This is a genomic window from Synechococcus sp. CCAP 1479/9, from assembly GCF_019038535.1.
Lineage (GTDB): Bacteria > Cyanobacteriota > Cyanobacteriia > PCC-6307 > Cyanobiaceae > Cyanobium.
This window is the reverse complement of the sequence record NZ_JAFKRK010000016.1, coordinates 305,326-326,328: the sequence shown is the minus strand read 5'-3', so window position 1 is coordinate 326,328 and position 21,003 is coordinate 305,326. Positions and strand designations below refer to the sequence as shown.

General features: G+C 69.2%; 23 protein-coding genes. 11 read left to right on the top strand and 12 right to left on the bottom strand.

Annotation, left to right across the window (positions count from 1 at the left end):
• Positions 1 to 52: 52 nt before the first annotated feature.
• Positions 53 to 544: a PilZ domain-containing protein gene (locus tag KUG38_RS05915; protein ID WP_216919802.1), complete on the top strand. Its 492-nt coding sequence runs from the start codon at positions 53 to 55 to the stop codon at positions 542 to 544.
• A 105-nt stretch (positions 545 to 649) separates the two neighbouring features.
• Complete coding sequence (locus KUG38_RS05910) at positions 650 to 1,405, top strand: hypothetical protein (protein ID WP_216919800.1); 756 nt, start codon at positions 650 to 652, stop codon at positions 1,403 to 1,405.
• Here the strand turns inward: KUG38_RS05910 and ureC are convergent.
• From ureC to KUG38_RS05865, 9 genes are all read right to left on the bottom strand, one after another.
• On the bottom strand, positions 1,402 to 3,126 hold the full coding sequence (ureC, locus tag KUG38_RS05905; RefSeq protein WP_216919798.1) for an urease subunit alpha: 1,725 nt from the start codon (positions 3,124 to 3,126) through the stop codon (positions 1,402 to 1,404). The two genes, KUG38_RS05910 and ureC, sit on opposite strands and share 4 nt — an antisense overlap.
• A gap of 56 nt (positions 3,127 to 3,182) precedes the next feature.
• Positions 3,183 to 3,500 carry an urease subunit beta gene (locus KUG38_RS05900; protein ID WP_216912645.1) on the bottom strand — a complete coding sequence of 106 codons (318 nt, stop codon included), beginning with the start codon at positions 3,498 to 3,500 and terminating at the stop codon, positions 3,183 to 3,185.
• Positions 3,501 to 3,513: 13 nt separating this feature from the next.
• Positions 3,514 to 3,816 carry an urease subunit gamma gene (locus KUG38_RS05895; RefSeq protein ID WP_216919796.1) on the bottom strand — a complete coding sequence of 101 codons (303 nt, stop codon included), beginning with the start codon at positions 3,814 to 3,816 and terminating at the stop codon, positions 3,514 to 3,516.
• Between the two features lie 78 nt (positions 3,817 to 3,894).
• The gene (locus KUG38_RS05890) at positions 3,895 to 5,469 is read right to left on the bottom strand and encodes a serine hydrolase (RefSeq protein WP_216919794.1); all 1,575 of its coding nucleotides are present in this window, start codon (positions 5,467 to 5,469) and stop codon (positions 3,895 to 3,897) included.
• A gap of 56 nt (positions 5,470 to 5,525) precedes the next feature.
• Complete coding sequence (locus tag KUG38_RS05885; protein ID WP_216919792.1) at positions 5,526 to 7,328, bottom strand: DUF2207 domain-containing protein; 1,803 nt, start codon at positions 7,326 to 7,328, stop codon at positions 5,526 to 5,528.
• Positions 7,321 to 7,872 carry a LemA family protein gene (locus KUG38_RS05880; protein WP_216919790.1) on the bottom strand — a complete coding sequence of 184 codons (552 nt, stop codon included), beginning with the start codon at positions 7,870 to 7,872 and terminating at the stop codon, positions 7,321 to 7,323. Before KUG38_RS05880 ends, KUG38_RS05885 begins: the two co-directional genes overlap by 8 nt.
• Positions 7,873 to 7,939: 67 nt before the next feature.
• Positions 7,940 to 8,716, bottom strand: a complete 777-nt coding sequence (locus tag KUG38_RS05875; RefSeq protein ID WP_216919787.1) for a sulfite exporter TauE/SafE family protein — start codon at positions 8,714 to 8,716, stop codon at positions 7,940 to 7,942.
• Between the two features lie 33 nt (positions 8,717 to 8,749).
• The gene (locus KUG38_RS05870) at positions 8,750 to 9,433 is read right to left on the bottom strand and encodes a Coq4 family protein (RefSeq protein ID WP_216919785.1); all 684 of its coding nucleotides are present in this window, start codon (positions 9,431 to 9,433) and stop codon (positions 8,750 to 8,752) included.
• A 54-nt stretch (positions 9,434 to 9,487) separates the two neighbouring features.
• Entirely contained in the window at positions 9,488 to 10,402 is a 915-nt protein-coding gene (locus tag KUG38_RS05865) for an urease accessory protein UreD (RefSeq protein ID WP_216919783.1), read from the bottom strand.
• Between the two features lie 110 nt (positions 10,403 to 10,512).
• On the opposite strand from KUG38_RS05865, the gene ureE reads away from it, so the two are divergent.
• Genes ureE through KUG38_RS05850 form a run of 3 tightly spaced genes read left to right on the top strand, consistent with a single transcriptional unit; the run spans position 10,513 to position 12,778 of the window.
• Positions 10,513 to 11,085, top strand: a complete 573-nt coding sequence (gene ureE, locus KUG38_RS05860) for an urease accessory protein UreE (RefSeq protein ID WP_216919781.1) — start codon at positions 10,513 to 10,515, stop codon at positions 11,083 to 11,085.
• On the top strand, positions 11,082 to 11,765 hold the full coding sequence (locus KUG38_RS05855; protein ID WP_216919779.1) for an urease accessory protein UreF: 684 nt from the start codon (positions 11,082 to 11,084) through the stop codon (positions 11,763 to 11,765). The genes ureE and KUG38_RS05855 overlap by 4 nt, the downstream gene beginning before the upstream one ends.
• Positions 11,765 to 12,778, top strand: a complete 1,014-nt coding sequence (locus KUG38_RS05850) for an ABC transporter substrate-binding protein (RefSeq protein WP_216919777.1) — start codon at positions 11,765 to 11,767, stop codon at positions 12,776 to 12,778. Before KUG38_RS05855 ends, KUG38_RS05850 begins: the two co-directional genes overlap by 1 nt.
• A 24-nt stretch (positions 12,779 to 12,802) precedes the next feature.
• Here KUG38_RS05850 and KUG38_RS05845 read toward each other — a convergent pair whose 3' ends face one another.
• Together KUG38_RS05845 and KUG38_RS05840 are read right to left on the bottom strand one after the other, a co-directional pair.
• Positions 12,803 to 13,678, bottom strand: a complete 876-nt coding sequence (locus KUG38_RS05845) for an MlaD family protein (RefSeq protein WP_216919774.1) — start codon at positions 13,676 to 13,678, stop codon at positions 12,803 to 12,805.
• A 2-nt stretch (positions 13,679 to 13,680) separates the two neighbouring features.
• Positions 13,681 to 14,301: a hypothetical protein gene (locus KUG38_RS05840; RefSeq protein WP_216919772.1), complete on the bottom strand. Its 621-nt coding sequence runs from the start codon at positions 14,299 to 14,301 to the stop codon at positions 13,681 to 13,683.
• A 50-nt stretch (positions 14,302 to 14,351) separates the two neighbouring features.
• Between KUG38_RS05840 and ureG the strand changes: the two genes are divergently transcribed.
• The 6 genes from ureG to urtE all read left to right on the top strand — a co-directional run bounded on the left by ureG (position 14,352) and on the right by urtE (position 20,522).
• Complete coding sequence (gene ureG / locus KUG38_RS05835) at positions 14,352 to 14,966, top strand: urease accessory protein UreG (RefSeq protein WP_216919770.1); 615 nt, start codon at positions 14,352 to 14,354, stop codon at positions 14,964 to 14,966.
• Between the two features lie 222 nt (positions 14,967 to 15,188).
• A complete protein-coding gene (gene urtA / locus KUG38_RS05830) occupies positions 15,189 to 16,484 on the top strand; it encodes an urea ABC transporter substrate-binding protein (protein WP_216919768.1) in 1,296 nt (431 codons plus the stop codon).
• A gap of 139 nt (positions 16,485 to 16,623) precedes the next feature.
• Positions 16,624 to 17,781, top strand: a complete 1,158-nt coding sequence (locus KUG38_RS05825) for an ABC transporter permease (RefSeq protein WP_216919766.1) — start codon at positions 16,624 to 16,626, stop codon at positions 17,779 to 17,781.
• A gap of 60 nt (positions 17,782 to 17,841) precedes the next feature.
• Positions 17,842 to 18,948 (top strand): urea ABC transporter permease subunit UrtC, encoded by a 1,107-nt coding sequence (gene urtC / locus KUG38_RS05820; RefSeq protein ID WP_216919764.1) that lies wholly within the window; start codon positions 17,842 to 17,844, stop codon positions 18,946 to 18,948.
• 70 nt (positions 18,949 to 19,018) lie between these two features.
• Entirely contained in the window at positions 19,019 to 19,765 is a 747-nt protein-coding gene (urtD, locus tag KUG38_RS05815; RefSeq protein WP_216919763.1) for an urea ABC transporter ATP-binding protein UrtD, read from the top strand.
• A gap of 31 nt (positions 19,766 to 19,796) precedes the next feature.
• Entirely contained in the window at positions 19,797 to 20,522 is a 726-nt protein-coding gene (gene urtE, locus KUG38_RS05810) for an urea ABC transporter ATP-binding subunit UrtE (RefSeq protein ID WP_216919762.1), read from the top strand.
• 94 nt (positions 20,523 to 20,616) lie between these two features.
• Here urtE and KUG38_RS05805 read toward each other — a convergent pair whose 3' ends face one another.
• Positions 20,617 to 20,889, bottom strand: coding sequence for an FmdB family zinc ribbon protein (locus tag KUG38_RS05805; RefSeq protein ID WP_216919761.1), 273 nt, complete (start codon positions 20,887 to 20,889; stop codon positions 20,617 to 20,619).
• Positions 20,890 to 21,003: the final 114 nt, after the last annotated feature.

Below are 21,003 nucleotides of genomic sequence, written 5' to 3'. Positions count from 1 at the left end.
CCCTGCGGGACCCGCCGGGTTCAGGATGAACACAACAGCAGGGATGAGGGCCATGCTGACCAGCCAGAGCGGATCCCAGTCATCCACGGCGCCGCGCCCCACCGGCGGCCTGCTGCACGAGCGGGAGAGAACCGCAACCCGTCGCGAGAAGCGCGCCTTCGCCCGCCATTCGATCGAGAGTTGCCGCACCATCGCCGTCCGGCGCCTCGACGCCGATGGCGAACCCTGCGGGCGCTGGTTCCTCGCCGACATCGCCGACGTGGCCGAGGGCGGGATGTGCCTGATCGCCAACGAGGACCAGGCGCTGGAGGCGGGGCAGTGGCTGCTGCTGGATGTGCGATCCCATCCCGGCTTCGGCCAGCTGCGCCTGCGGGCCCAGCTGCGCTGGTTCACCCGGGCCCACTTCGCCCTCAGCTTCGGTGTGGCCTTCGCCACCCCCCTCAAGGAGGTACCGGTCCTTTCGGTGGAGCGGCGCGGCACACGCCGGGACCCCAACCAGGAGGAATGGGCCCTTGAGGAGGAGCGGGAGCGGGCGGCCCTCTGACCTCAGGCCCCCTCCCACACCGGTCCATTCGTGGGACGGGGATGGGTGGCGCAGTGGCGCGAACTCTCTAGATTGCGCTTCATTCACGCACCGAGCAGCGCCGCCATGTCCGCCCTGCCCCGGGCCCAGCTGCTTCTGGGAAGTGTCCTCGCCGCAGGGCTTGTCCTGAGTGGATCCCCGGCGCAGGCCCTCGGCACCACCTTCACCTTTGACCTCGGCAGCAGCACCGCTACCCCCGCCGATCCCCAGGCCTCCCCCACCAAGACCTTCAACGCCCAGGCCGACGGCCGCATGCTCCGGCTGGTGTTCCAGAACGCCCTGCTCCCCGACGACACCGCCAAACCCGTCAGTGCCACCGATGAAGGGCTCTGCCTCTACAAGGCCGGCGGGGCCGGCCTGAATGACATCGGCCTCACCAACTGCGGACGGGACACCCCCGGCAACGGCACCGGGGAGGCCAATCAGAGCGCCATCGAGCTGGTCTTCGATCAGGCGGTCGAGCTGGTCAGCTACCGCTACGGCAGCCTGCGGGTCGGCCTGGGCAATCCCCTGCTCACCTGGGGTGAGCCCACCAGTCCGGTGGTCTCCACCGAAACCCTGTTCGACAAGCAGGTGGGCACCAGCTACGCCTTCGCCAACCCCTTCGTCGTCGGGGCCAACCAGGTCATCGCCATCACCGGCGTCGGCGGCGACCGTGACTCCAGCAGCACGGAGGCGCTGCTCAGCCAGCTCGTGGTACGGGCCCTCCCCTCCGAGCCCGCCACAGGCGTTCCCGGCCCGCTGCCCCTGGCCGGAGCCCTGGCCGCCTTCGGCTGGAGCCGGCGGTTGCGGGGGCGCCTGAGCCGCCGCGGTGCGCCCTAGAGCAGGAAGTAGCGCTGCGCCATCGGCAGCACCGCCGCCGGTTCGCAGGTGAGCAGTTCGCCGTCGGCGAACACCTCGTAGGTCTGGGGGTCCACCTCCACCTTGGGCAGGGCCGTGTTGTTGCGCATCTGGGCCTTGCCGATACCCCGGGTCTGCACCACCGGCACGCAGGGCCGCTTCAGGCCAAGACGGCTGGGCAGGTCGTCCTCAAGGCAGGCCTGACTGACGAAGTTGAGGCAGCTGGCCGCCACGGATCCGCCGTAGGCGGCGAACATCGGCCGGCCATGGACGGGGCCCGGGGTGGGGATCGAGGCGTTGGCATCGCCCATCTGGGCCCAGACGATCGAGCCGCCCTTGATCACCAGCTCCGGCTTGACGCCGAAGAAGCCCGGCTTCCACAGCACCAGATCGGCCAGCTTGCCCACCTCCACCGAGCCGATCTGGCTGTCGAGGCCATGGGCGATGGCGGGATTGATGGTGAGCTTGGCGATGTAGCGCTTCAGGCGGGTGTTGTCGTTGCGGCCGCCGCGGGGACCGGCGGCGTCCTCGGGCAGGAAACCGCGCTGCACCTTCATCTTGTGGGCCGTCTGGAAGGTGCGGGTGATCACCTCACCGACGCGGCCCATGGCCTGGGAATCGCTGGCGATGATGCTGAAGGCGCCCAGGTCGTGGAGGATGTCCTCGGCGGCGATCGTCTCGCGGCGGATGCGCGATTCAGCGAAGGCCACGTCCTCCGGGATGCGGGGATCGAGGTGGTGACACACCATCAGCATGTCGAGGTGCTCCTCGAGGGTGTTGACGGTGTAGGGCTTGGTGGGGTTGGTGGAGCTGGGCAGCACGTTGGGCTCGCCGCAGATCCGGATGATGTCGGGGGCGTGGCCGCCGCCGGCCCCCTCGGTGTGGAAGGTGTGGATGGTGCGGCCGCCGATGGCCCGGATCGTGTCCTCCACGAACCCGGCCTCGTTGAGGGTGTCGGAGTGGATGCAGACCTGCACGTCGTACTTGTCGGCCACCGTGAGGCAGCAGTCGATCGCGGCCGGTGTGGTTCCCCAGTCCTCGTGCAGCTTCAGGCCGCAGGCCCCGGCGCGGATCTGCTCCTCGATCGCCGCGGGGGTGCTGGCGTTGCCCTTGCCGTAGAAGCCGATGTTGATCGGCAGCCCCTCGGCGGCCTGCAGCATGCGGGCCAGGTGGAAAGCGCCGGGGGTGCAGGTGGTGGCGTTGGTGCCGGTGGCCGGACCGGTGCCGCCGCCCAGCAGGGTGGTGACGCCGGAGGCCAGGGCGGTTTCGATCTGCTGGGGGCAGATGAAGTGGATGTGGGTGTCGATCGCCCCGGCGGTGATGATGTGCCCCTCCCCGGCTATGGCCTCGGTGCCGGGCCCGACCACGATCGTCACCCCGTCGGTGATGTCGGGGTTGCCCGCCTTGCCGATGGCGCAGATGCGGCCGTCCTTCAGGCCGATGTCGGCCTTGACGATGCCCCACCAGTCGAGGATCAGAGCATTGGTGATCACCGTGTCGACGGCCCCTTCGGAGCGGGGGGTCTGGGCCTGGCCCATGCCGTCGCGGATCACCTTGCCGCCCCCGAACTTCACCTCATCGCCGTAGGTGGTGCAGTCGCTCTCCACCTCCAGGATCAGTTCGGTGTCGGCCAGCCGCAGGCGGTCGCCGGTGGTGGGGCCGTAGGTCTCGGCGTAGGCACGGCGGTCGATGCGGTAGGCCATGGCCGGGGATGCGGGAAGGGGGCGGTGGAGGAAGGGAACCGGGCGGGTCGGGGGGCCTAGTCGAGGGGGCCGTTCACCAGACCGTTGAAGCCGAAAACGCGGCGGTCGCCGACGTAGGGCACCAGGTGCACGTCCCGCTGGTCGCCGGGCTCGAAGCGGATGGCGGTGCCGGCAGGGATGTCGAGCCGCAGGCCGCGGGCCGCCTCCCTGTCGAACTCGAGGGCGCCGTTGGCTTCATGGAAGTGGAAGTGGGAACCCACCTGCACGGGCCGGTCCCCCCGGTTCGCCACCGACAGGGTGGTGACGGGGCGACCGACGTTGAGATCGATCGTGCCGGGCTCGGGGATCAGTTCGCCGGGGATCAGAGGGGGCATGGCGGGGTGGGGGTCAGCGGATCGGTTCGTGGAGGGTGACGAGCTTGGTGCCATCGGGGAACATCGCCTCGATCTGCACCTCGGGAATCAGCTCGGGCACCCCCTCCATCACCTGATCCCGGCTCAGCCAGGTGGTGCCCTCCCGCATCAGCTCCGCCACGCTGCGGCCGTCGCGGGCCCCTTCGATCACCTGGAAGCTGAGCCAGGCCAACGCCTCGGGATGGTTGAGCTTCAGGCCCCGGCCGAGTCGCCGTTCCGCCAGCAGGGCGGCGGTGACGATCAACAGCTTGTCTTTCTCCTGGGGGGTGAGGTTCATGCAGGCTGCGCTGGCCGGACCCACTCTCGCAGCGCTCCGGCACCGGGTCAGGTTCAGAAGGAACGTTCGGTGCCCCGATCAGCGCCGCTGGAGCACCCCCTGGCCGTTGAGGTTGAGGTTGTCGATCCGCACCGCCGTGGCCCGGCCGTCGGCACCCACCGCGAAGCTGACGGCGCTGGGGCCGTAGGCGTTCTCGCCGGCGGGCTGATAGCGGAAGGTGTCGCCGCTCACCGGGGTGAGGGGGAAGGCGGTGAGGCGGGGTCCCAGCTGCAGCTCGAGGCCATCGCCGCGGCGCACCACCGCGACCACGCCCACGTAGGCATTGGCGTAGCTGCCGGTGTAGGCGGCGGCGGGGCGGGCGGGCAGGGGCCGGGGCGGGGTGACCACGGCGGGGTAGTCCTGCTGCTCCATGCCCCGGAACAGGGGGCGCAGGGCGGCGAGGTAGTCGCGCTTCACCGTTCCGGTGGTGGCCAGGTCGAGGAAGCTGAGGCTGAGGGCCTCCGGCACCCCCAGGGGCTGGCTGTTGGAGAGCACGACGATGCCGAGGGATTCCGCCGGCAGCAGGTAGACGGCCGTGGCGGCGCCGAGGTCGAAGGCGCCCGAGTGGCCCAGCTGCACCGTGCCCCGGTCGGTGTAGCTCACGTTCCAGCCCAGCCCATAGAAGCCGGCCCGATCCGTGGCCGCATCGCGGGGCTGCTGGCTGACGATCTGGGGCCGGTGGGTTTCGGCCAGGGTGGCGCCGTCCACCAGCGCACGGCCATCGAGGCGGCCGCCGGCCAGCTGCAGCCGCAGCCACTGGCCCAGATCCCGCACGCTGGAGCTCACGCCGCCGGCGGGGGCCTGGGCATCGGCATCCCGCTGGTAACGGGCCACCCAGCGGCCCCCCTCCGGCACGTGCAGGGAGGCGCGGTTGGCGGCGGCCGCGAAGTCGGCGTGGCGGGAGCTGGTGCGGGCCATGCCCAGGGGCCCGTAGAGCCGTTCGCTGGAGAGCTGCTCCCAGGGCCGGCCAACGGCGTTGGCGGCGGCCACGGCGCCGGCGGTGAAGCCGAAGTTGGTGTAGGCGTAGTCGGCGCGGAAGCGGTTGCCGGTGGGCAGCAACCGCAGCCGCTCCAGGATCGTGGCCCGATCGAAGCCCAGGTCCTCGAGGTGATCACCGGCGTGGTCCGGCAGGCCGCTGCGGTGGGACAGCAGGTCGCGGATGGTCACAAAGGGGGCGATGGCCGGCGGACCGATGCGGGCCTCCGGCAGGGTGCGCAGCACCGGGTCGTCCCAGCCCACGCGCCCGTCACCCACCAGGCCGGCCACGACCGTGGAGGCGATCGGCTTCGAGAGCGACGCCAGCTGGAAGACGGTGTCGGCATCCACCGCGCCGGGCTCGCCCACCCGCCGCAGGCCGTAGCCCTTGAGGAACACCACCCGGTCGGCGTGCACCACCACGATGGCCAGGCCCGGGACACCGGTGCTGCGCTGCATCTCCGTGGCCAGGGCATCGAGCCGGGGCAGGGCGGCCGCCAGGCTTTCCGCTGTCACCTGGCGCGGCGGCGGCGGCGGGCCCGATGGCGCCTCGGCGCTGCGGGCGGCCCCCGGGAGCTGGAGCACCAGACCCAGAACCAGGGCAGCCGCCCCGGGGCGGCGCAGGACGCTTGGGGCCACGGCAACGCCGGCAACTCGGGGAAAGCTAGGCCTGGCTGTGGCGCCTGCCCCGGGGCTCAGAAGCCGCCGCCGCCACCGCCACCATCACCGCCGCCGGAGCTGCCCCCGCCGGAGCTGCCGCTCGAGCTGCTGGAGCTGCTCGGTGACGACTGCATGGCGCCGGTGGTGCTGCTGAAGCAGTCCTCGAGGCTGGTGCCGAAATCGGTGGGGTTAAAGCTGTCGTCGCCGCCGACGTACCAGCTGGGGGCCACTTCGAGGATCCCCTGGAACGCCGCTGTCCACTGGCGGGTCAGGCCCGCCACCATCGCGTAGGGGAGGAAGCGCTCGAACAGCTCCGGCGTCAGCACCACCCGCTCCAGCCGCGGCGCCTCCACCCGGCGCAGGAACTCCTGGAAGCCGAGGGTCTGGCGCAGCACCGCCGTGCCCCGGGTGGTGCGGCTGGGCATGATCCAGGCGAACACGCCCACCAGCACCACCGTCAGCGCCAGGGAGCCGAAGGTCAGCCACGGGTGCGCCTCCCCCTGCAGCAGCACGATGTCGTGGGGCAGCAGCACCAGGGCCAGCGCCACCGCCGCGCCGGCCAGCCCCAGGCCGCCGAAGAAGGTGAGGGCCCGCACGGTGCCGGGCCAGCGCCGGAAGAACCGCTCCGCCAGCACCGCCTGCTTCACCAGCCGCTCGAAGCCGGGCACATGCACGTAGTAATGGTCGCGGAGCTGATCGGTGCTGACCGTGTCCCCCGCCGTGCCCGAGGGGAACAGGGTGTCGAGGAGGTAGGCCTCATGGGGCAGCAGCGCCGACCGCTGGGCCGGCTCGCCCAGCAGGGTGAACACGTAGCGCTTGCCCAGATTCAGGAACAGCAGCTTCCGCTGGTCCTGTTCGATGCGGAGCTGGCCCTTCACCGCCAGCGCCACCAGGGTGGCCGAAAGGGCGGAGCCGCTCACCTGCTCAGCCACCAGGCTGCCCAGCACCGCCGGTGGCAGGCCTTCGGGGGGTTCGTAGGCCACCGGCACGGCGCCCACCGCAGGATCCCGTCCGATCCGCCACCAGAGCGGGCCCAGCACGCCGGCGCACAGCAAGGGCAGCAGCAGGGCCAGCCGCCCCTGCCACCAGTCGATCAGCTGGGCCTGGGCCGAGGGCGGCGGCAGCAGCCCCTTGGCGAAGCCCACCGCCAGGGTGAAGCCCTCGCCGGGCTCCAGCCGACGGGTGGTGGTGCTCGCGACCGTGTCGGCGCCGATCGTCAGGGTGGCGTCGTGGTCCCGGGAGCCACGGGGCCCGGTGTACACCGCGGCATGCAGCCCGGACACCCCCGACGGCAGCTGCACCCGGGCCGAGGCCTGCTCAATCGGCACCTCCCAGGCGTTGCCGGTGACATTCCAGTTGAACTCGTCGTGGTCCGGATAGAAGCGCAGGCCGCGCTTCAGCCGGTAGGTGACCACGGCCGTGCGGCTGACGTTCTCGGCACCCGGGATCCAGATCTTCAGTCTCAGGTCGGCGCCGGGGTGGCTGCTCTCGTAGCGGTAGGGCCGGCCCTCCGGGTCGGTGACGGCGAGCACCCGCAACCCAAGGGGTTCGAGCCCGCCGGGCCGCCTGGCCAGCAGGGGGATCTGGCGCACCAGGCCGTTCCAGGAGCCGTCGAAGCGGGCGGTGAGGGTTTCGCTCACCTGCACGGCGCCGGTGGGCTCCACCACCGCCTGCATCTGGAAATCGGTGAGCGTGAGCTGGCGCTCGGCGGCGCTGAGGGCGGCACCGGCCCCCCAGGGGGCCAGGAGCAGCAGCGTCAGGGCCAGGCCGAGCAGCCCCCCCAGCCCCCAGCGCCAGCGGCGCCGCAACCGCCGGGCGACCGGAAGGCCCTCAGCCATCGAAGCGGACGGCGGGAACCGCCGCTTCGGCCGGGTTCTCCAGCTCGAAATAGGTGCGTGGGCGGAACCCGAAGCCGCCGGCCACCAGGTTGGAGGGGAACTGCACGATCGCCGTGTTCAGGTCCCGCACCACGGCGTTGTAGTAGCGACGGGCGCTCTGGAGGGTTTCTTCGATCTGGCTGAGGTTGGTCTGCAGGGTCTGGAAGCTCTCCACCGCCCGCAGGGCTGGGTAGGCCTCCGCAAGGGCGAACAGCTGGCCGAGCGACGCCCCGAGGGCCTGCTCCGCCTGCTGCTGCTCCCGGGGCCCCCGGGCCGCCACGGCAGCGTTGCGGGCTTCGATCACGGTCCGGAAGCTTTCCTTTTCGTGGCTGGCGTAGCCCCGCACCGTCTCCACCAGGTTGGGGATCAGGTCGTGGCGCCGCTTGAGCTGCACGTCGATGTCGGCCCAGGCGTTGTCCGCCAGCACCTGCAGCTGGGCCAGGCGGTTGTAGATCAGGATCAACCCGACGGCGGCGACCGCCACCAGGATCAGCAGCAGCGGCATCGGCCCAGGGATGGGAGGCTTTCAAGCCTAGGGGCGGTGTCCGGCTGGGCCATCCGCGGGCCTGCGCTCAGGCCTTGAGCAGATAGATCAGCGCCACCACCACGCCCACCACCACCACAACGGTGCGCAGCGTGGCGGGCTGGATCCGGGACGCCAGCCGGCCCCCCAGCGCCCCGCCGAGGATGGCGCCGATGGCCATCACCGCGGCAAGAGCCCAGGCCACCTGGCCGGAGAACAGGAAGAAGGCGGCGGCGGTGAGGTTGGTGGCGAAGGCCACCGCCTGCTTGAGCCCGTTGAGGCGGGTGAGGCTGTCCTCGAGCGTGAGAGCCAGCACCGCCAGCACGATCACACTCAGCCCGCCGCCGAAGAAGCCCCCGTAGATGGCCGCCAGGAACACCGGCGGCACGGCCCAGAGGTCCGAGGGGGCGCGGCCGTGGCGCTCGGAGCGGCGCTGCACCCAGCGGCGCACGGGCTCCTGCACCGCCAGCAGCCCTGAGGCGAACAGGATCAGGAACGGCACCAGCTGGGTGAACAGCCGCTCGCCGGTCTGCAGCAGCAGCAGGCCACCCACCAGGCCGCCGGCGGCGCCGGCCGGCAGCAGTAGCCACAGGCGTCGCCGCTGGCCCTCCAGGTCCTGGCGCTGGGCCACGGTGGCACCCAGGTAGCCGGGCGCCAGGGCCACGGTGTTGGTGATGTTGGCCATCACCGCCGGCAGGCCGATGGCCGTGAGGGCAGGAAAGCTGATCAGCGACCCACCGCCGGCCAGGGCGTTGACCAGGCCGGCGGCAATCGCCGCCAGGCCCGCCACGGTCGCCTGGATCACGAAGGGCAGGGGGTCCGTCATCGCGGCTGGGAGGGAGGACGGCCCCGCGGCCGCTCAGGGCTGGTTGATCCCATAGGGCTCCCCATCGGCCGGCAGGGTCACCCCCAGCCGCTGCCGCCACTCCGCCACCGGCAGCTCCCAGCCCTCCTCCCAGCGAACCGTGGCGAAGGGATGGGCGGTGAAGCCGATCGTGGTGCCATGGCTGATCGACCGGCTCAGGGCCTGGTAGCCGTCGAGCTTGAAACGGAAGCCGGCGATCTGGGCCGCGTGGGTCAGGCTCACGTAGGCGGGGAAGCCGATCTGGGTGGCGGTGATGGCCAGCACGCCGTTCTCCCCCACCGGCGTCGTGCCGAAACCGCTGACCACATGGTGGATGTCGTGGGTGGTGGCGATCCGCTGGGTGAGCCAGCGGCCCTCCGTGTCGACGGGGCGGGGGCGGAAGAACTCGGGGTCGTAGTTGAAGCGGCGGATCAGGGCGGCGTAGGTGCGGCCTAGGCTCCCCTCTGGCAGCGCCTCGAGCCGCTCCAGATCCGGTTGCAGGGGCGGATAGCGCTCGTCCATCATCGCCGCCCCGCCCGGCAGGGCCCGGAAACGGGCGATGCAGGCCTCCATCTGGGGCGTGTCCAGGAAGCTGTCCACCAGATCGGCGATCCGGGCCAGATCCCCCTGGCTGCGGCCCACGGCGATCAGCTGGCGCGCCTGGCCCAGAGCCTGCAAAGAGAGCTGGAAGCGATGCATCGGTGGGGCTGCGCCTGGGGCGAACCTAGGCCCGCTGTTGCGCCTGGCCGGGGGTCACCAGCTGCGGGCCGGGACCGGCAGCGGCGGTTCCAGATCGAGCGGCTGCTCCTGGAACGGCCAGACCCGGGGCAGCACCGGAGCCGCCAGCCCCCGCTCCGCCCGGATCCGGGCCCAGATGCGCGTGAACCAGAAGCGGGCCGCCTGGGTGGAGCGGCCCCGGTAGCGGGCCACCAGGCCCCGCTCCAGCCGGCCGCAGGCCATCGCCCCCTCCAGACCGTGCCGCTCGGCGCGGCAGGCCTCCAGCAGGGACTCGCCCACCGGCGCCGGGGCGGCCCACACCAGGCTGGCGAACACCGGCTGGCCCCCCAGGCCGTGGGGGCTCTCCAGGCTGGCGCCGCCCAGCTCGAGCCGGTCCACCAGCTCCCACTGGCCCTGCCGCCGGATCTCCAGCAAGGAGCGCCAGCGGCCGGATCCAAGCGTCTCGCCATCGGCGCTGCGCCCCAGCCGCACCACCTCGGCCCCCAGCCAGCTGGCCCCGTCGGCCAGCTCCACCCGGCAGGTCTGCTGGAACAGGCCATCCCGGAAGACCACCAGCTCCTGGGGCAGCCACTCCAGGTCGGCGCCTGCGGCAAGTCGGAAGTCGAGGGTCTGAAAGGTCCAGCTGCCGGCGGGGACCCGCCGGGAGCGGCCCACGGTTCCGTAGACCTTCTGAGCCGCCACGCTGGTGATCAGGGCCCGGCTGCCGGCGCCGAGGTCGGCCTCGATGGCCAGCTCATCCCCTCCCACCAGGCCGCCGCCGGTGTGCAGCAGGGGCAGTTGACAGCGGCCATCGGCGGCAGCAAAGGACCGCTGGATCTTCAGCGGCGCCGTCGCTCCGCCCTGGTGCCGGGTGGCGCCGTCCGCGCCGCCGGTGGTCTCGAAACGAAGCCGGGCCTGGGCTCTCCAGGGGGCGGGAGCGGTGAGCTGCATGGCGACGATGGTGGGGCCCCGGTGGCCTGGATTTGGTAGCGCCCGACACAGGGCCGCTGGCCAACGGCTGGCCAGGCTGCACGCATCACCCTCGCCCGCTGGCCCACTCGATGTCCGGCCCCACGGTTCCCGACGCGACTGTTCCCGACGCCACGGCTTCCCTGGTGCTGGTGCGGCACCTGCGTCACGGGGCGGTCCCAGGGCCGGAGCCTGCGGCGGCGGCGGCGGATCCGCCGCTGCGGTTGCCGCTCCAGGCCGACGAGCGCACGAGCCTGCGGGGCCATCGTCGCAGCGCCTGTGGACGGGACCTCCTGCTGCAGCTGCCCCGGGGCGCGGCCCTGGAACCCGGCGACCGGCTGGCACCGGAGGCCGGTGGCCCCCTGGTGGTGGTGGAGGCCGCCGATGAGCCGCTGATGGTGGTACGGGCCGCCGACCCCCTGGCCCTGCTGCAGGCGGCCTATCACCTGGGCAACCGCCACGTGGCGATGGAGCTGCACCGCGACGAGCTGCGCCTGGGGGTCGACAGCGTGCTCGAGGATCTGCTGCGGCATCGGGGGCTGACCGTGGAGCGGATGAGCGGGCCGTTTCTGCCCGAACCCGGGGCCTACGAGCCGTCCGGCAAAGGCCACCACCACGCCCATGGCCCCCACGATCATGACCATCACGGCCATTCCCACCCATGAGCATCGCCCGGCTGCGGCTGTTCCAGCTCGTCAGTCCCGCCCTGCCGGTGGGGGCGTTCAGCTATTCCGAAGGCCTGGAGGTGCTCGTCCAGGCGGGTGAGCTGGGCGATGCCGAGGGCGTGGCCCACTGGCTGGAGGCGGAGCTGGCCCGGGGGGCGCTGGCGATCGAGGCCGCCAGCCTGAACCGGCTGATGCAGGCGCTCACCCGATGGCGTGAGTTCCCGGAGGGGCCGGCCCGCCAGGAGGTGCTGGAGCTGGACGGCTGGCTGCTGGCCCAGCGGGAGGCGGCCGAGGTGCGGGCCCAGCAGCGCCAGATGGGCCGCTCCCTGCTGCAGCTGCTGGCCGACCTGGCCCTGCCCCTGCCCGGGGACCGGCCCCCTCGGCTCGCCTGGCCGGCCGCCTGGGCCTGGGCCGGGGTGGCCCTGGCGATCGCGCCCGAGGAGCTGGTCGAGGCCTACCTCTACGGCTGGATCGCCACCCAGCTCAGCGCCGCTGTGCGTCTGGTGCCCCTGGGCCCCACCGAAGCCCAGCGACTGCAGCTGGCCCTGGCGCCCACCATCGCCGCCCGGGCGGCGGAGCTGGTGGCGGCCGATCCCGAGGCCCTCTGGAACGGGGGAGTGGGGGCGGGACTGGCCCAGCTGGGTCATGGTGAGCTCTATTCCCGGTTGTTCCGCAGCTGATGGCCACCACCGCAGGGCCCAGCCGGCGCCAGGCGCTGCGCCTGCTGGGCGGTGCCGCCGCCGCCGGCACCCTGGTCGCCGCCGGCTGCAACGCCCGCAGCCGGCCCCCGGGGCCGCCCCGCCTGGGCCTGCTCCAGTACGTGCGGGGCGCCGCCCCCGATGCGGCCCGCCGCGGGTTCGTGCAGGCCCTGGCCAGGGCCGGCTTCCGGCCACCGGCCGGGGTGACCCTGCTGGAGCGCTTCGCCGACGGCAGCATGGCCAAAGGCCGCGCCCATGTGAAGGAGCTGCTGGAGGCCGGGGTCGACATGCTGGTGGCCATCGGCACCCCGCCGCTGACGGCGATCCTTGCCATCGCGCCGGCGCGGGTGCCGGTCGTGTTCCTGTATTGCTCCAACCCCTGGGGGGCCGGGGCCGGCACCAGCTACACGCGCCACCGGCCCAACGTGGTGGGCACGGTGAGCACCAGTCCCCTCGCCGAGCAGCTCGACCTCGCCCGCCGGATCAGCCCCGGCCTGTTGAGCGTGGGGCTCATCTTCCATCCCTCCGAAGCCAACGCCAGCTTCGAAGCGGAGCTGCTGCGCCGGGAGGCGAGCCAACGCTCGATCGCCGTCGTGATCGAGCCGGTGGCGGGGCCGGCGGAGGTGGCCCGTGCCGCCGACGCCCTGGCTGCCCAGCGGGTGGGAGCCCTGGTACGGGTAGGTGACTACGCCACCAGCGTGGGCTTCCCCGCCCTGGCGGCGGCCGGCCTGCGCCATCGCCTGCCGGTCTATTCCGTCGATCCCGCCGACATCGCCACGCCGGGGTGCCTGGCGGTGGTGGGCTGGGATCCGCAGGCCGATGGGGCCCAGGCCGGAGCTCTGGCGGTGCAGGTGCTGCGCGGCCGCTCGCCCGCCACGATGGCCTTCGAGCCGGTGACCCGGAAGCTGCTGCTGCTGAATCGCCGCACGGCCGGGGCCATCGGGGTGACGTTCCCGCCGGAGCTGCTGCGTCAGGCCGACCGGGTCGAGGGGTGACGCCGCCGGCGGCCATCCCGGCGATCAGCGGCCGCGTTCACCGCGGGGCTCCCCGGCCCCGGTCCGCTCGATCAGTTCGATCACCCAGCTCTCGTTGAGCGTCTTCACCAGGCGGTTGGTGGCGGTGGCCATGGTGGAAAGCTCGCGGAGGGTCTGGAGCAGCAGCGGCCGCGTCTGGGTTTCGGTGCTCTCCAGGCGCCGGATCAGGGCGGACAGGTCAGCGGCGGTGCCGTCGGCGCGGTCCTCCAGCCGCTCGGCCAGGGCGCGGGTGGCCCCCAGGGTGCGGTTGAGCTCGCTGCTGCTGCGACGGGTGTCGGCCTCCAGGCGCGTCGCCAGACGGCGGCTGGCGACCAGGGTGCGATCGAGCTCGTCGAGGCTGCGGGGCAGGCGGGTCTCCGCCAGGCTCAGCCCGCTGCTGACGGCCCGCTGCAGGGGGATGCGGCTGCTGGCCACCTCGGTGAGCAGGTCGTCGATGTCGGGGCGGCTGGTGAACACGAGCGTCTCGCCATCACCGATCGGGGGCTGGCCGATCGCCGCCGGGTCGGGCGTGATGGCGATGTAGCTGTCGCCCAGGAGCCCCAGCTGGGCCAGTTCCGCCCGGCTGCGGCGGCCCACCATGGAGCGGTAGGGGTCCCGCAGCTCCAGTTCCACCAGCACCTGGGCGTCGGGCTGCAGCACGATCCGACGCACCTGGCCAACGGCGAATCCCGAGATCTTCACCGCCATGCCCGTCTGCAGGCCGGCGGCGTCGAGGGTGCGGAACTGCAGGCGGACGCTGGGGGCGAGCCAGTTGCCGGCGCGGGCGATCCCCAGCACGAACACCCCCAGCAGGGCCACCGCTCCCGCCAGGAAGACCAGACTCTGGGCGCCGGGGCGCCGCGGCTGGGCGGTGCTGGACACGGTCAGTTTCCTCCCATGCGCAGGGGATCGACGGCAATCGTCCAGAGCAGATCGAGGCAGACCATCACCCCGATGCCGAGCCGCAGCGACCGGGCCATGCGGGACGCCATCCCCGCAGCGTCGCAGGAGCCGCGCCGGGCCTGGTGCAGGCAGATGGCGGCGCAGATCCCGCCATAGGCGCCCGCCCTGACCAATGCGGCCGCGAAGCGGGCAGGCTCCAGCTGGCCGATCAGGAAGCCCACCTCCCCCGCCACATCCCCCTGGTTGAGCGTGAGGCTGGCGGTGATGATCACCGCCGCCATGAAGTAGAGCAGCAGCACGACGCTCAGCAGCCCGCTGGCCAGCAGCTCGGGCCCCCAGGAGCCGGGGGGGCGCCGGTCGCCGAGCAGCAGCGGACCATCCCGGAGCAGCAGCAGCAGGCTGACCAGCAGCGGGGCCAGGAACAGCAGGGCCCGCACCGCCAGCAGTTCGATCGTGAGCCTGGAGAGCTGCTGCAGGGGGCTGCGCAGCAGCTCGATGAAGCCGAGGCAGACCACCACCCCCGTGCCCACCACGGTGGCGACCAGGCGCCCATCCAGCCGCTCGAAGCGACGGCTCAGCGTCGGGATCGGTCCGTCACTCACCGCAGCCCTCGGCGCTGGCGTCAGGATGGCACCCATCCTGGATCGGGGCGATGGGCAGCAAACTGAGAGTCGGCGTGGCCGGGCCGGTGGGATCGGGCAAGACGGCCCTGGTCGACGCCCTCTGCCGCCGGCTGCGGGAGCGGCTGCAGCTGGCAGTGGTCACCAACGACATCTACACCCAGGAGGACGCCCAGTTCCTCACCCGCGCCGGCTCCCTGGCCCCCGAACGGATCCGGGGCGTGGAGACCGGCGGCTGCCCCCACACCGCCATCCGGGAGGACTGCTCGATCAACCGGGCGGCGGTGCAGGAGCTGGAGGAGGCCTTCCCGGACCTGGACCTGGTGCTGGTGGAGAGCGGCGGCGACAACCTGGCGGCCAGCTTCAGCCCGGAGCTGGTGGATCTGTGCATCTATGTGATCGACGTGGCCGCCGGCGACAAGATCCCCCGCAAGGGGGGGCCCGGCATCACCCGCTCCGACCTGCTGGTGATCAACAAGATCGACCTGGCCCCCATGGTGGGGGCCAGCCTGGCGGTGATGGAGGCCGACACCGAGCGGATGCGCGGCGGCCGGCCCTGGTGTTTCACGAATCTGCGCAGCGGCGAGGGCCTCGATCGGGTCGAAAGCTTCCTGCTGCGGCAGCTGCCTGAACAGGCGGCCGCCTGAGTCGAGCGCGCGTTCAAGGATTCTGGTATTCGCCTTTCAGGCGTTGATCAGAAAAACCGTAGGTAATGCAACATATCGACAGGTCTGCGACGTGCAAATCCTCACTCCGGCGGGCCCTGGGCGGCTTTCTGTCTCATTGGATACCGGGGGTAACCACGTCCTTCCTTACCTTTCCATTTGCCGTCGGTTACGGCGACTACAATTCATCTTGAACAGGCTTCAATGTCTCTGCATCTTTCAAGGCGACTGGCAGCTGCAATCGCCGCATCTGCTGTGAGCGTAACCCTCGTCTCCTGCGGGGGCGAGTCCGGTTCCGGCGGCAATTTTGATGGTGAAGTGAAGGTCGGTATCCTTCACTCCCTCAGTGGCACCATGGCCATCTCCGAAACGACTTTGAAAGAAGTCGAGGAGATGGCGATCAAGGAAATCAATGACGCCGGCGGCGTCAAGGTCGGCGGCAAGTCCTACAAGATCGTCGCCGTCTCCGAGGATGGCGCCTCCGACTGGCCCACCTTCGCCGAGAAGGCCCAGAAACTGATCGACTCCGACAAGGTCGCCGTCGTCTTCGGTGGCTGGACCTCCGCCAGCCGCAAGGCGATGCTGCCGGTCTTCGAGTCGAAGAACCACATGCTCTTCTACCCGATTCAGTACGAGGGTCAGGAGTGCTCGCGCAACATCTTCTACACCGGCGCCGTTCCGAACCAGCAGGCTGAGCCCGCGGTTCAGTGGCTGATGGACAAGTTCGGCGACAAGCTGGGCAAGAAGGTCTACCTGGTCGGCTCCGATTACGTGTATCCGCGCACGGCGAACACGATCATCAAGGAGCAGATGAAGGCCCTTGGCGGTGAGACCGTCGGCGAGGACTACATCCCCCTCGGCAACACCGAGGTGGCTCCGATCATCGCCAAGATCAAGAAGGCCTTCCCCGATGGCGGGATCATCATCAACACCCTGAACGGTGACTCCAACGTCGCCCTGTTCAAGCAGTTCAAGGCCTCGGGCATTGATCCGGCCAAGTACCCGATCATGTCCTTCTCCATCGCCGAGGAGGAGATCCGCCAGATCGGTCCCGAGTACACCACCGGCACCTACGCCGCGTGGAACTTCTTCATGAGCCTGGACACCCCGGCCTCCAAGAAGTTCACCGCCGACTTCCAGGCGATGTACGGCGCCGACCGCGTCACGGGTGACCCGGCGGAATCCGCCTACAACATGGTGTACCTCTGGAAGAACGCCGTCGAGAAGGCGGGAACCTTCGAAGACCTCGACAAGGTCCGCAAGGACATGATCGGGATCACCTTCGCCGCACCCCAGGGCGAAATCAAGATGTTCCCCAACCACCACACCTCCGAGCGGGTGCTCATCGGCGAGGCGGAGCCCACCGGCCAGTTCAAGATCCTGTACGACAGCGTCAAGGCCATCCCGCCGCTGCCCTGGAACCAGTTCGTTCCTGAGACCAAGGGCTTCACCTGCGACTGGACCCAGGATCGTCCTGACGCCGGCAAGTTCAAGATGTGATCACGGAGCCATCCGTGAGGGAATGAACAGCGGGTGGTTCCTCCGGGAACCACCCCTTTCCGATCCGCCACACCCCCCCGTTCGACCCGGTCCAGCGCCGCTACGGCAACGCTGGATCTAACGTTCAACCTGGATTCCGTTGGAACTATTCTTTTCTCAGATCCTCGATGGCCTCAGCATCGGATCTGTGCTGCTGCTCGCAGCCACAGGTCTGGCCATCGTGTTCGGATTGATGGGTGTCATCAACCTCGCCCATGGCGAATTCATGATGCTGGGGGCCTACGTCACCTACGTGGTGCAATCGGCATTCAAGCCAATGGGTGGCGTGATCTTTGAGCTGTACTTCCCGATCTCGTTGGTGCTGTCCTTCATCGTGACGGCACTCGTTGGGGTGCTGCTGGAGAGAACCCTGATCAGGAAGCTCTACGGACGTCCCCTGGAAACACTGTTGGCCACCTGGGGGGTCAGCCTGATTCTGATTCAGCTGATTCGGAGTGTGTCCACGGCCATGACGCTCGGGATTCTTGTCGGTGTCGCTGTCGGCTTTGGTCTCTCAAAGCTACTCGCTGCCAAGTTCTCCGATCGGCCATTCTTCACCTATCTCAACGGACTGGGCTGGGCGATCGCCATCGGCATCGGTCTTGTCGCCGTCAACCTGTTTGATCAGGTCCGCCCCCTCGCCAAACCCTGGTTCGGACCCCGGAATATTGACGTCACCGCTCCCAAATGGCTTCAGGGAAGCTGGGGAATGATCGGCCACGTTGAACTGCCGGGTCTGCGCATCTTCATCATCCTGCTGTCGGCCCTGCTGCTGCTCGCCACCTACTGGTTCCTCAACAAGAGCGTCTGGGGCCTGCGCATCCGCGCCGTCACCCAGAACCGTCAGATGAGCAACTGCCTCGGCATCCCAACCGACCGCGTTGACAGCATCACCTTCGGCATCGGCTCCGGCCTGGCGGGAGTTGCCGGCTGTGCCATCACCCTCCTCGGTTCGGTCGGTCCGAACCTCGGTGCGGCCTACATCGTTTCCTGCTTCATGGTGATCGTTCTCGGTGGTGTGGGGAACCTGCTTGGCACCGTGCTGGCCTCCCTGCTCCTGGGGATCATCCAGTCGGTGATCGGCTCGGGCACCCTGCTGACGATCTTCCCGGACATGCCCCTGGCGGCGAAGGGGGTGATCGAGTTCTTCGCCACCACGAGCATGTCGCTGGTGCTTGTGTTCATCTTCATCATTGTCTTCCTCCAGTTCCGCCCCAACGGCATGTTCCCCCAGAAGGGTCGCTCGGTCGATGCCTGACCCGATCAGTTCCGCCCACTGCAGATTCCCGTTCCATCTCCCCACCAGGAGGCCCTACCTGTGAAAATCTTCCAACGACTCGTCCCCTGGATTCTCCTGGCGATCGCCCTGTTCATCCTGCCGGCAGCACTGGATGATTTCCGCCTCAACCTGTTCGGCCGCTATTTCTCGCTGGCGATCACGGCACTGGCGATCGACCTGATCTGGGGATACACCGGTCTGTTGAGCCTGGGCCAGGGCATCTTCTTTGCCCTCGGGGGCTACGCCGTGGCCATGTACCTGATGCTCAACACCAAGAGCCTCGCCGGTGGCAACGGAATTCCCAAGTTCTTCGAGAACTACGGCGTCGACCAGCTGCCGTTCTTCTGGCAGCCCTTCTGGTCGCCGGTGTTCACCCTGATCGCCCTCTGGGTGATTCCGGCGGTGGTGGCGGGCTTGGTGGGCTGGCTGATCTTCCGAAACCGCATCAAGGGGGTGTACTTCTCGATCATCACCCAGGCGGCTCTGATGGTCTTCTTCCACTTCTTCAACGGCCAGCAGAAACTCTTCGACGGCACCAACGGCCTGAAGACCAGCACCAGCGAACTGTTCGGCCAGCTGGTGGGCTCCCCCGACATGCAGGTGTGGTTCTACCGCCTCACGGTGGTGCTGCTGCCCCTGGCGTTTCTGGTCTGCCGCTACTTCACCAGTGGTCGCTTCGGTGATGCCCTGATCGCCATCCGCGACGACGAGAGTCGCCTGCGCTTCGCCGGCTTCAACCCCGTCCCCTTCAAGACCATCGTCTTCCTGGTGGCGGGTGCTTTGTGCGGCATCTCCGGAGCCCTTTACACCGTCCAGTCCGGCATCGTCTCGCCCCAGTACATGTCGATCTCCTTCTCGATCGAGATGGTGATCTGGGTGGCCGTGGGCGGTAGGGGCACCCTGGTGGGCCCGATCATCGGCGCCACCGTGGTCAACTACCTGCGCAGCCTGGTGAGCGAGGCCCTGCCCGAAGCCTGGCTGTTCGTCCAGGGGGCCCTGTTCATCTTCGTGGTGGTTCTGATGCCCGATGGCATCTACGGCTGGATCACCAAAGGAGGCTTCCGCACCTTTCTGGCCGCCTTCGGCATCGCCAAGAAGGCCAAGACCTACCCCCAGATCGACAAGGAGGCCGTTCCTGTGGATTAGCCCTCCAGGAAGCTGCTTCCTGGCTCATCTGCTGTGACCGCTCTTTTGATTCCGCACCCTTCCGAAGTCCATGTCAGAACCTCTACTCGAGCTCAATGACGTCAGCGTGAGTTTCGATGGCTTCTATGCCCTCACCGACCTCAGCCTGAAGCTCTACAAGGGTGAGCTGAAGTCCATCATCGGCCCCAACGGTGCCGGCAAGACCACCTTCCTCGATGTCATCACCGGCAAGGTGCGCCCCACGAAAGGGTCGGTGACCTTCAAGGGCAAGTCCCTGCTGGGTGTCTCCGAACAGCAGATCTCGCGTGATGGGATCGGCCGCAAGTTCCAGACCCCGCGGGTGTTCGAGAATCTCACCGTGCTGCGGAACCTCGAGCTCTCCGCCTCACCGGTCAAGAACGCCTTCAGCCTGCTGGGATCCGGCCTGCCCCAGTCCTCCAAGGACGAGGTGCATCGGATCATGAACTACGTGGGCCTGGCGCCCTTCGCCACCGTCAAGGCGGGCTCCCTCTCCCACGGCCAGAAGCAATGGCTGGCCATTGCCTCCCTGGTGGCCCAGGCCCCCGAGGTGCTGCTGCTGGACGAACCCGTTGCCGGCCTCACCGATGAGGAAACCCTGCGCACGGCCGAACTGATCAAGTCCCTCGCCGGTGACCACACCGTGGTGGTGATCGAGCACGACATGGAGTTCATCCGCGACCTGGGCTTCGATGTCACCGTGCTGCACCAGGGACAGGTGCTGACCGAAGGCCCACTGGAGAAGGTCAAAGCCGACCCGCGGGTGATCGAGGTCTACCTGGGGCCGCCCGAACAGTAATCGCTTCCCGACCATCACCCACCGCGAGCCCATGTCCACCACCAGCGCCCAGCCCCTGCTTCAGGTCTCCGACCTCAATGTGTATTACGGGGAGAGCCACATTCTCCGCAACGTGGATCTGACGATCCACGAAGGCAAGATGGTCTGCCTGATTGGCCGCAACGGCGTCGGCAAGACCACCTTCCTCAAGACCGTGATCGGCCTGCTGCAGCAGCGATCGGGGACGATCGCCTACCAGGACGGCCAGCTCACCAACCAGCCCCCCTACAAACGGGCCCGGGCCGGCATCGGTTATGTGTCCCAGGGCCGTGACATCATTCCCCAGGTGACGGTCAAGGACAATCTGCTGCTGGGCATGGAGGCCCTTCCCGGCGGTCTGGAAAAGAACCGCCACATCGACCCGCTGATCTTTGATCTCTTCCCGATCCTGGAGAAGTTTCTCAAGCGCAAAGGCGGCGACCTCAGTGGTGGCCAGCAGCAGCAGCTCGCCATCGCCCGCGCCCTGCTGGGCAAGCCCAAGCTGCTGCTCCTCGATGAACCCACCGAAGGCATCCAGCCTTCCATCATCCTCGACATCGAACACGCGGTGCAGCGGATCATGAAGGAGACCGGCATCAGTGTGCTGCTGGTGGAGCAGCACCTGCACTTCGTGCGCCAGTCCGACTTCTACTACGCCATGCAACGCGGCGGCATCGTCTCCAGCGGCCAGACCGACCAGCTCTCCGATGACGTGATCAAGGAATTCCTCACCGTCTGAGGAGTCCTGCCAACAGCCAGTCCCGGGTCGATGCCACCAGCGGTGGCGCGACCCGGGACTTTTGCTTGGTATCGCGTTTGGCTTGGTATCGCGCTCAGCAGCCGCGATTGAGCATCCAGGGGCGGGTGCCGCTCTCCTTGAGCCGTGGCTTGCCGGTGGCTTCCTTGGTTTCCTTGCGAACCAGGCGGGGTTCGGATTGTTCCTGCTTCAGTCGAAAGGGGCCGCTGAGTGACATGACCGGCGTGAACACCCGGATGCCTTCGGCGGTGCAGGTGGGGCAGTTGGTTTCCTTGTGGCGCTCATCGATGCTGCGCCAGACCTCATAGTTATCGCAGCCGTTGCTGCAGCTGTATTCGTAGACAGGCATCGCAGGACGAGGGGGGAAAGGGAGATGGCCGCCAGGAGCAGTGGCAGGCCAGAACAGTGGCGGACAAGAACAGGGGCAGACAAGAAAAAGGGGCCTGGTGCCCAGGCCCCTCCC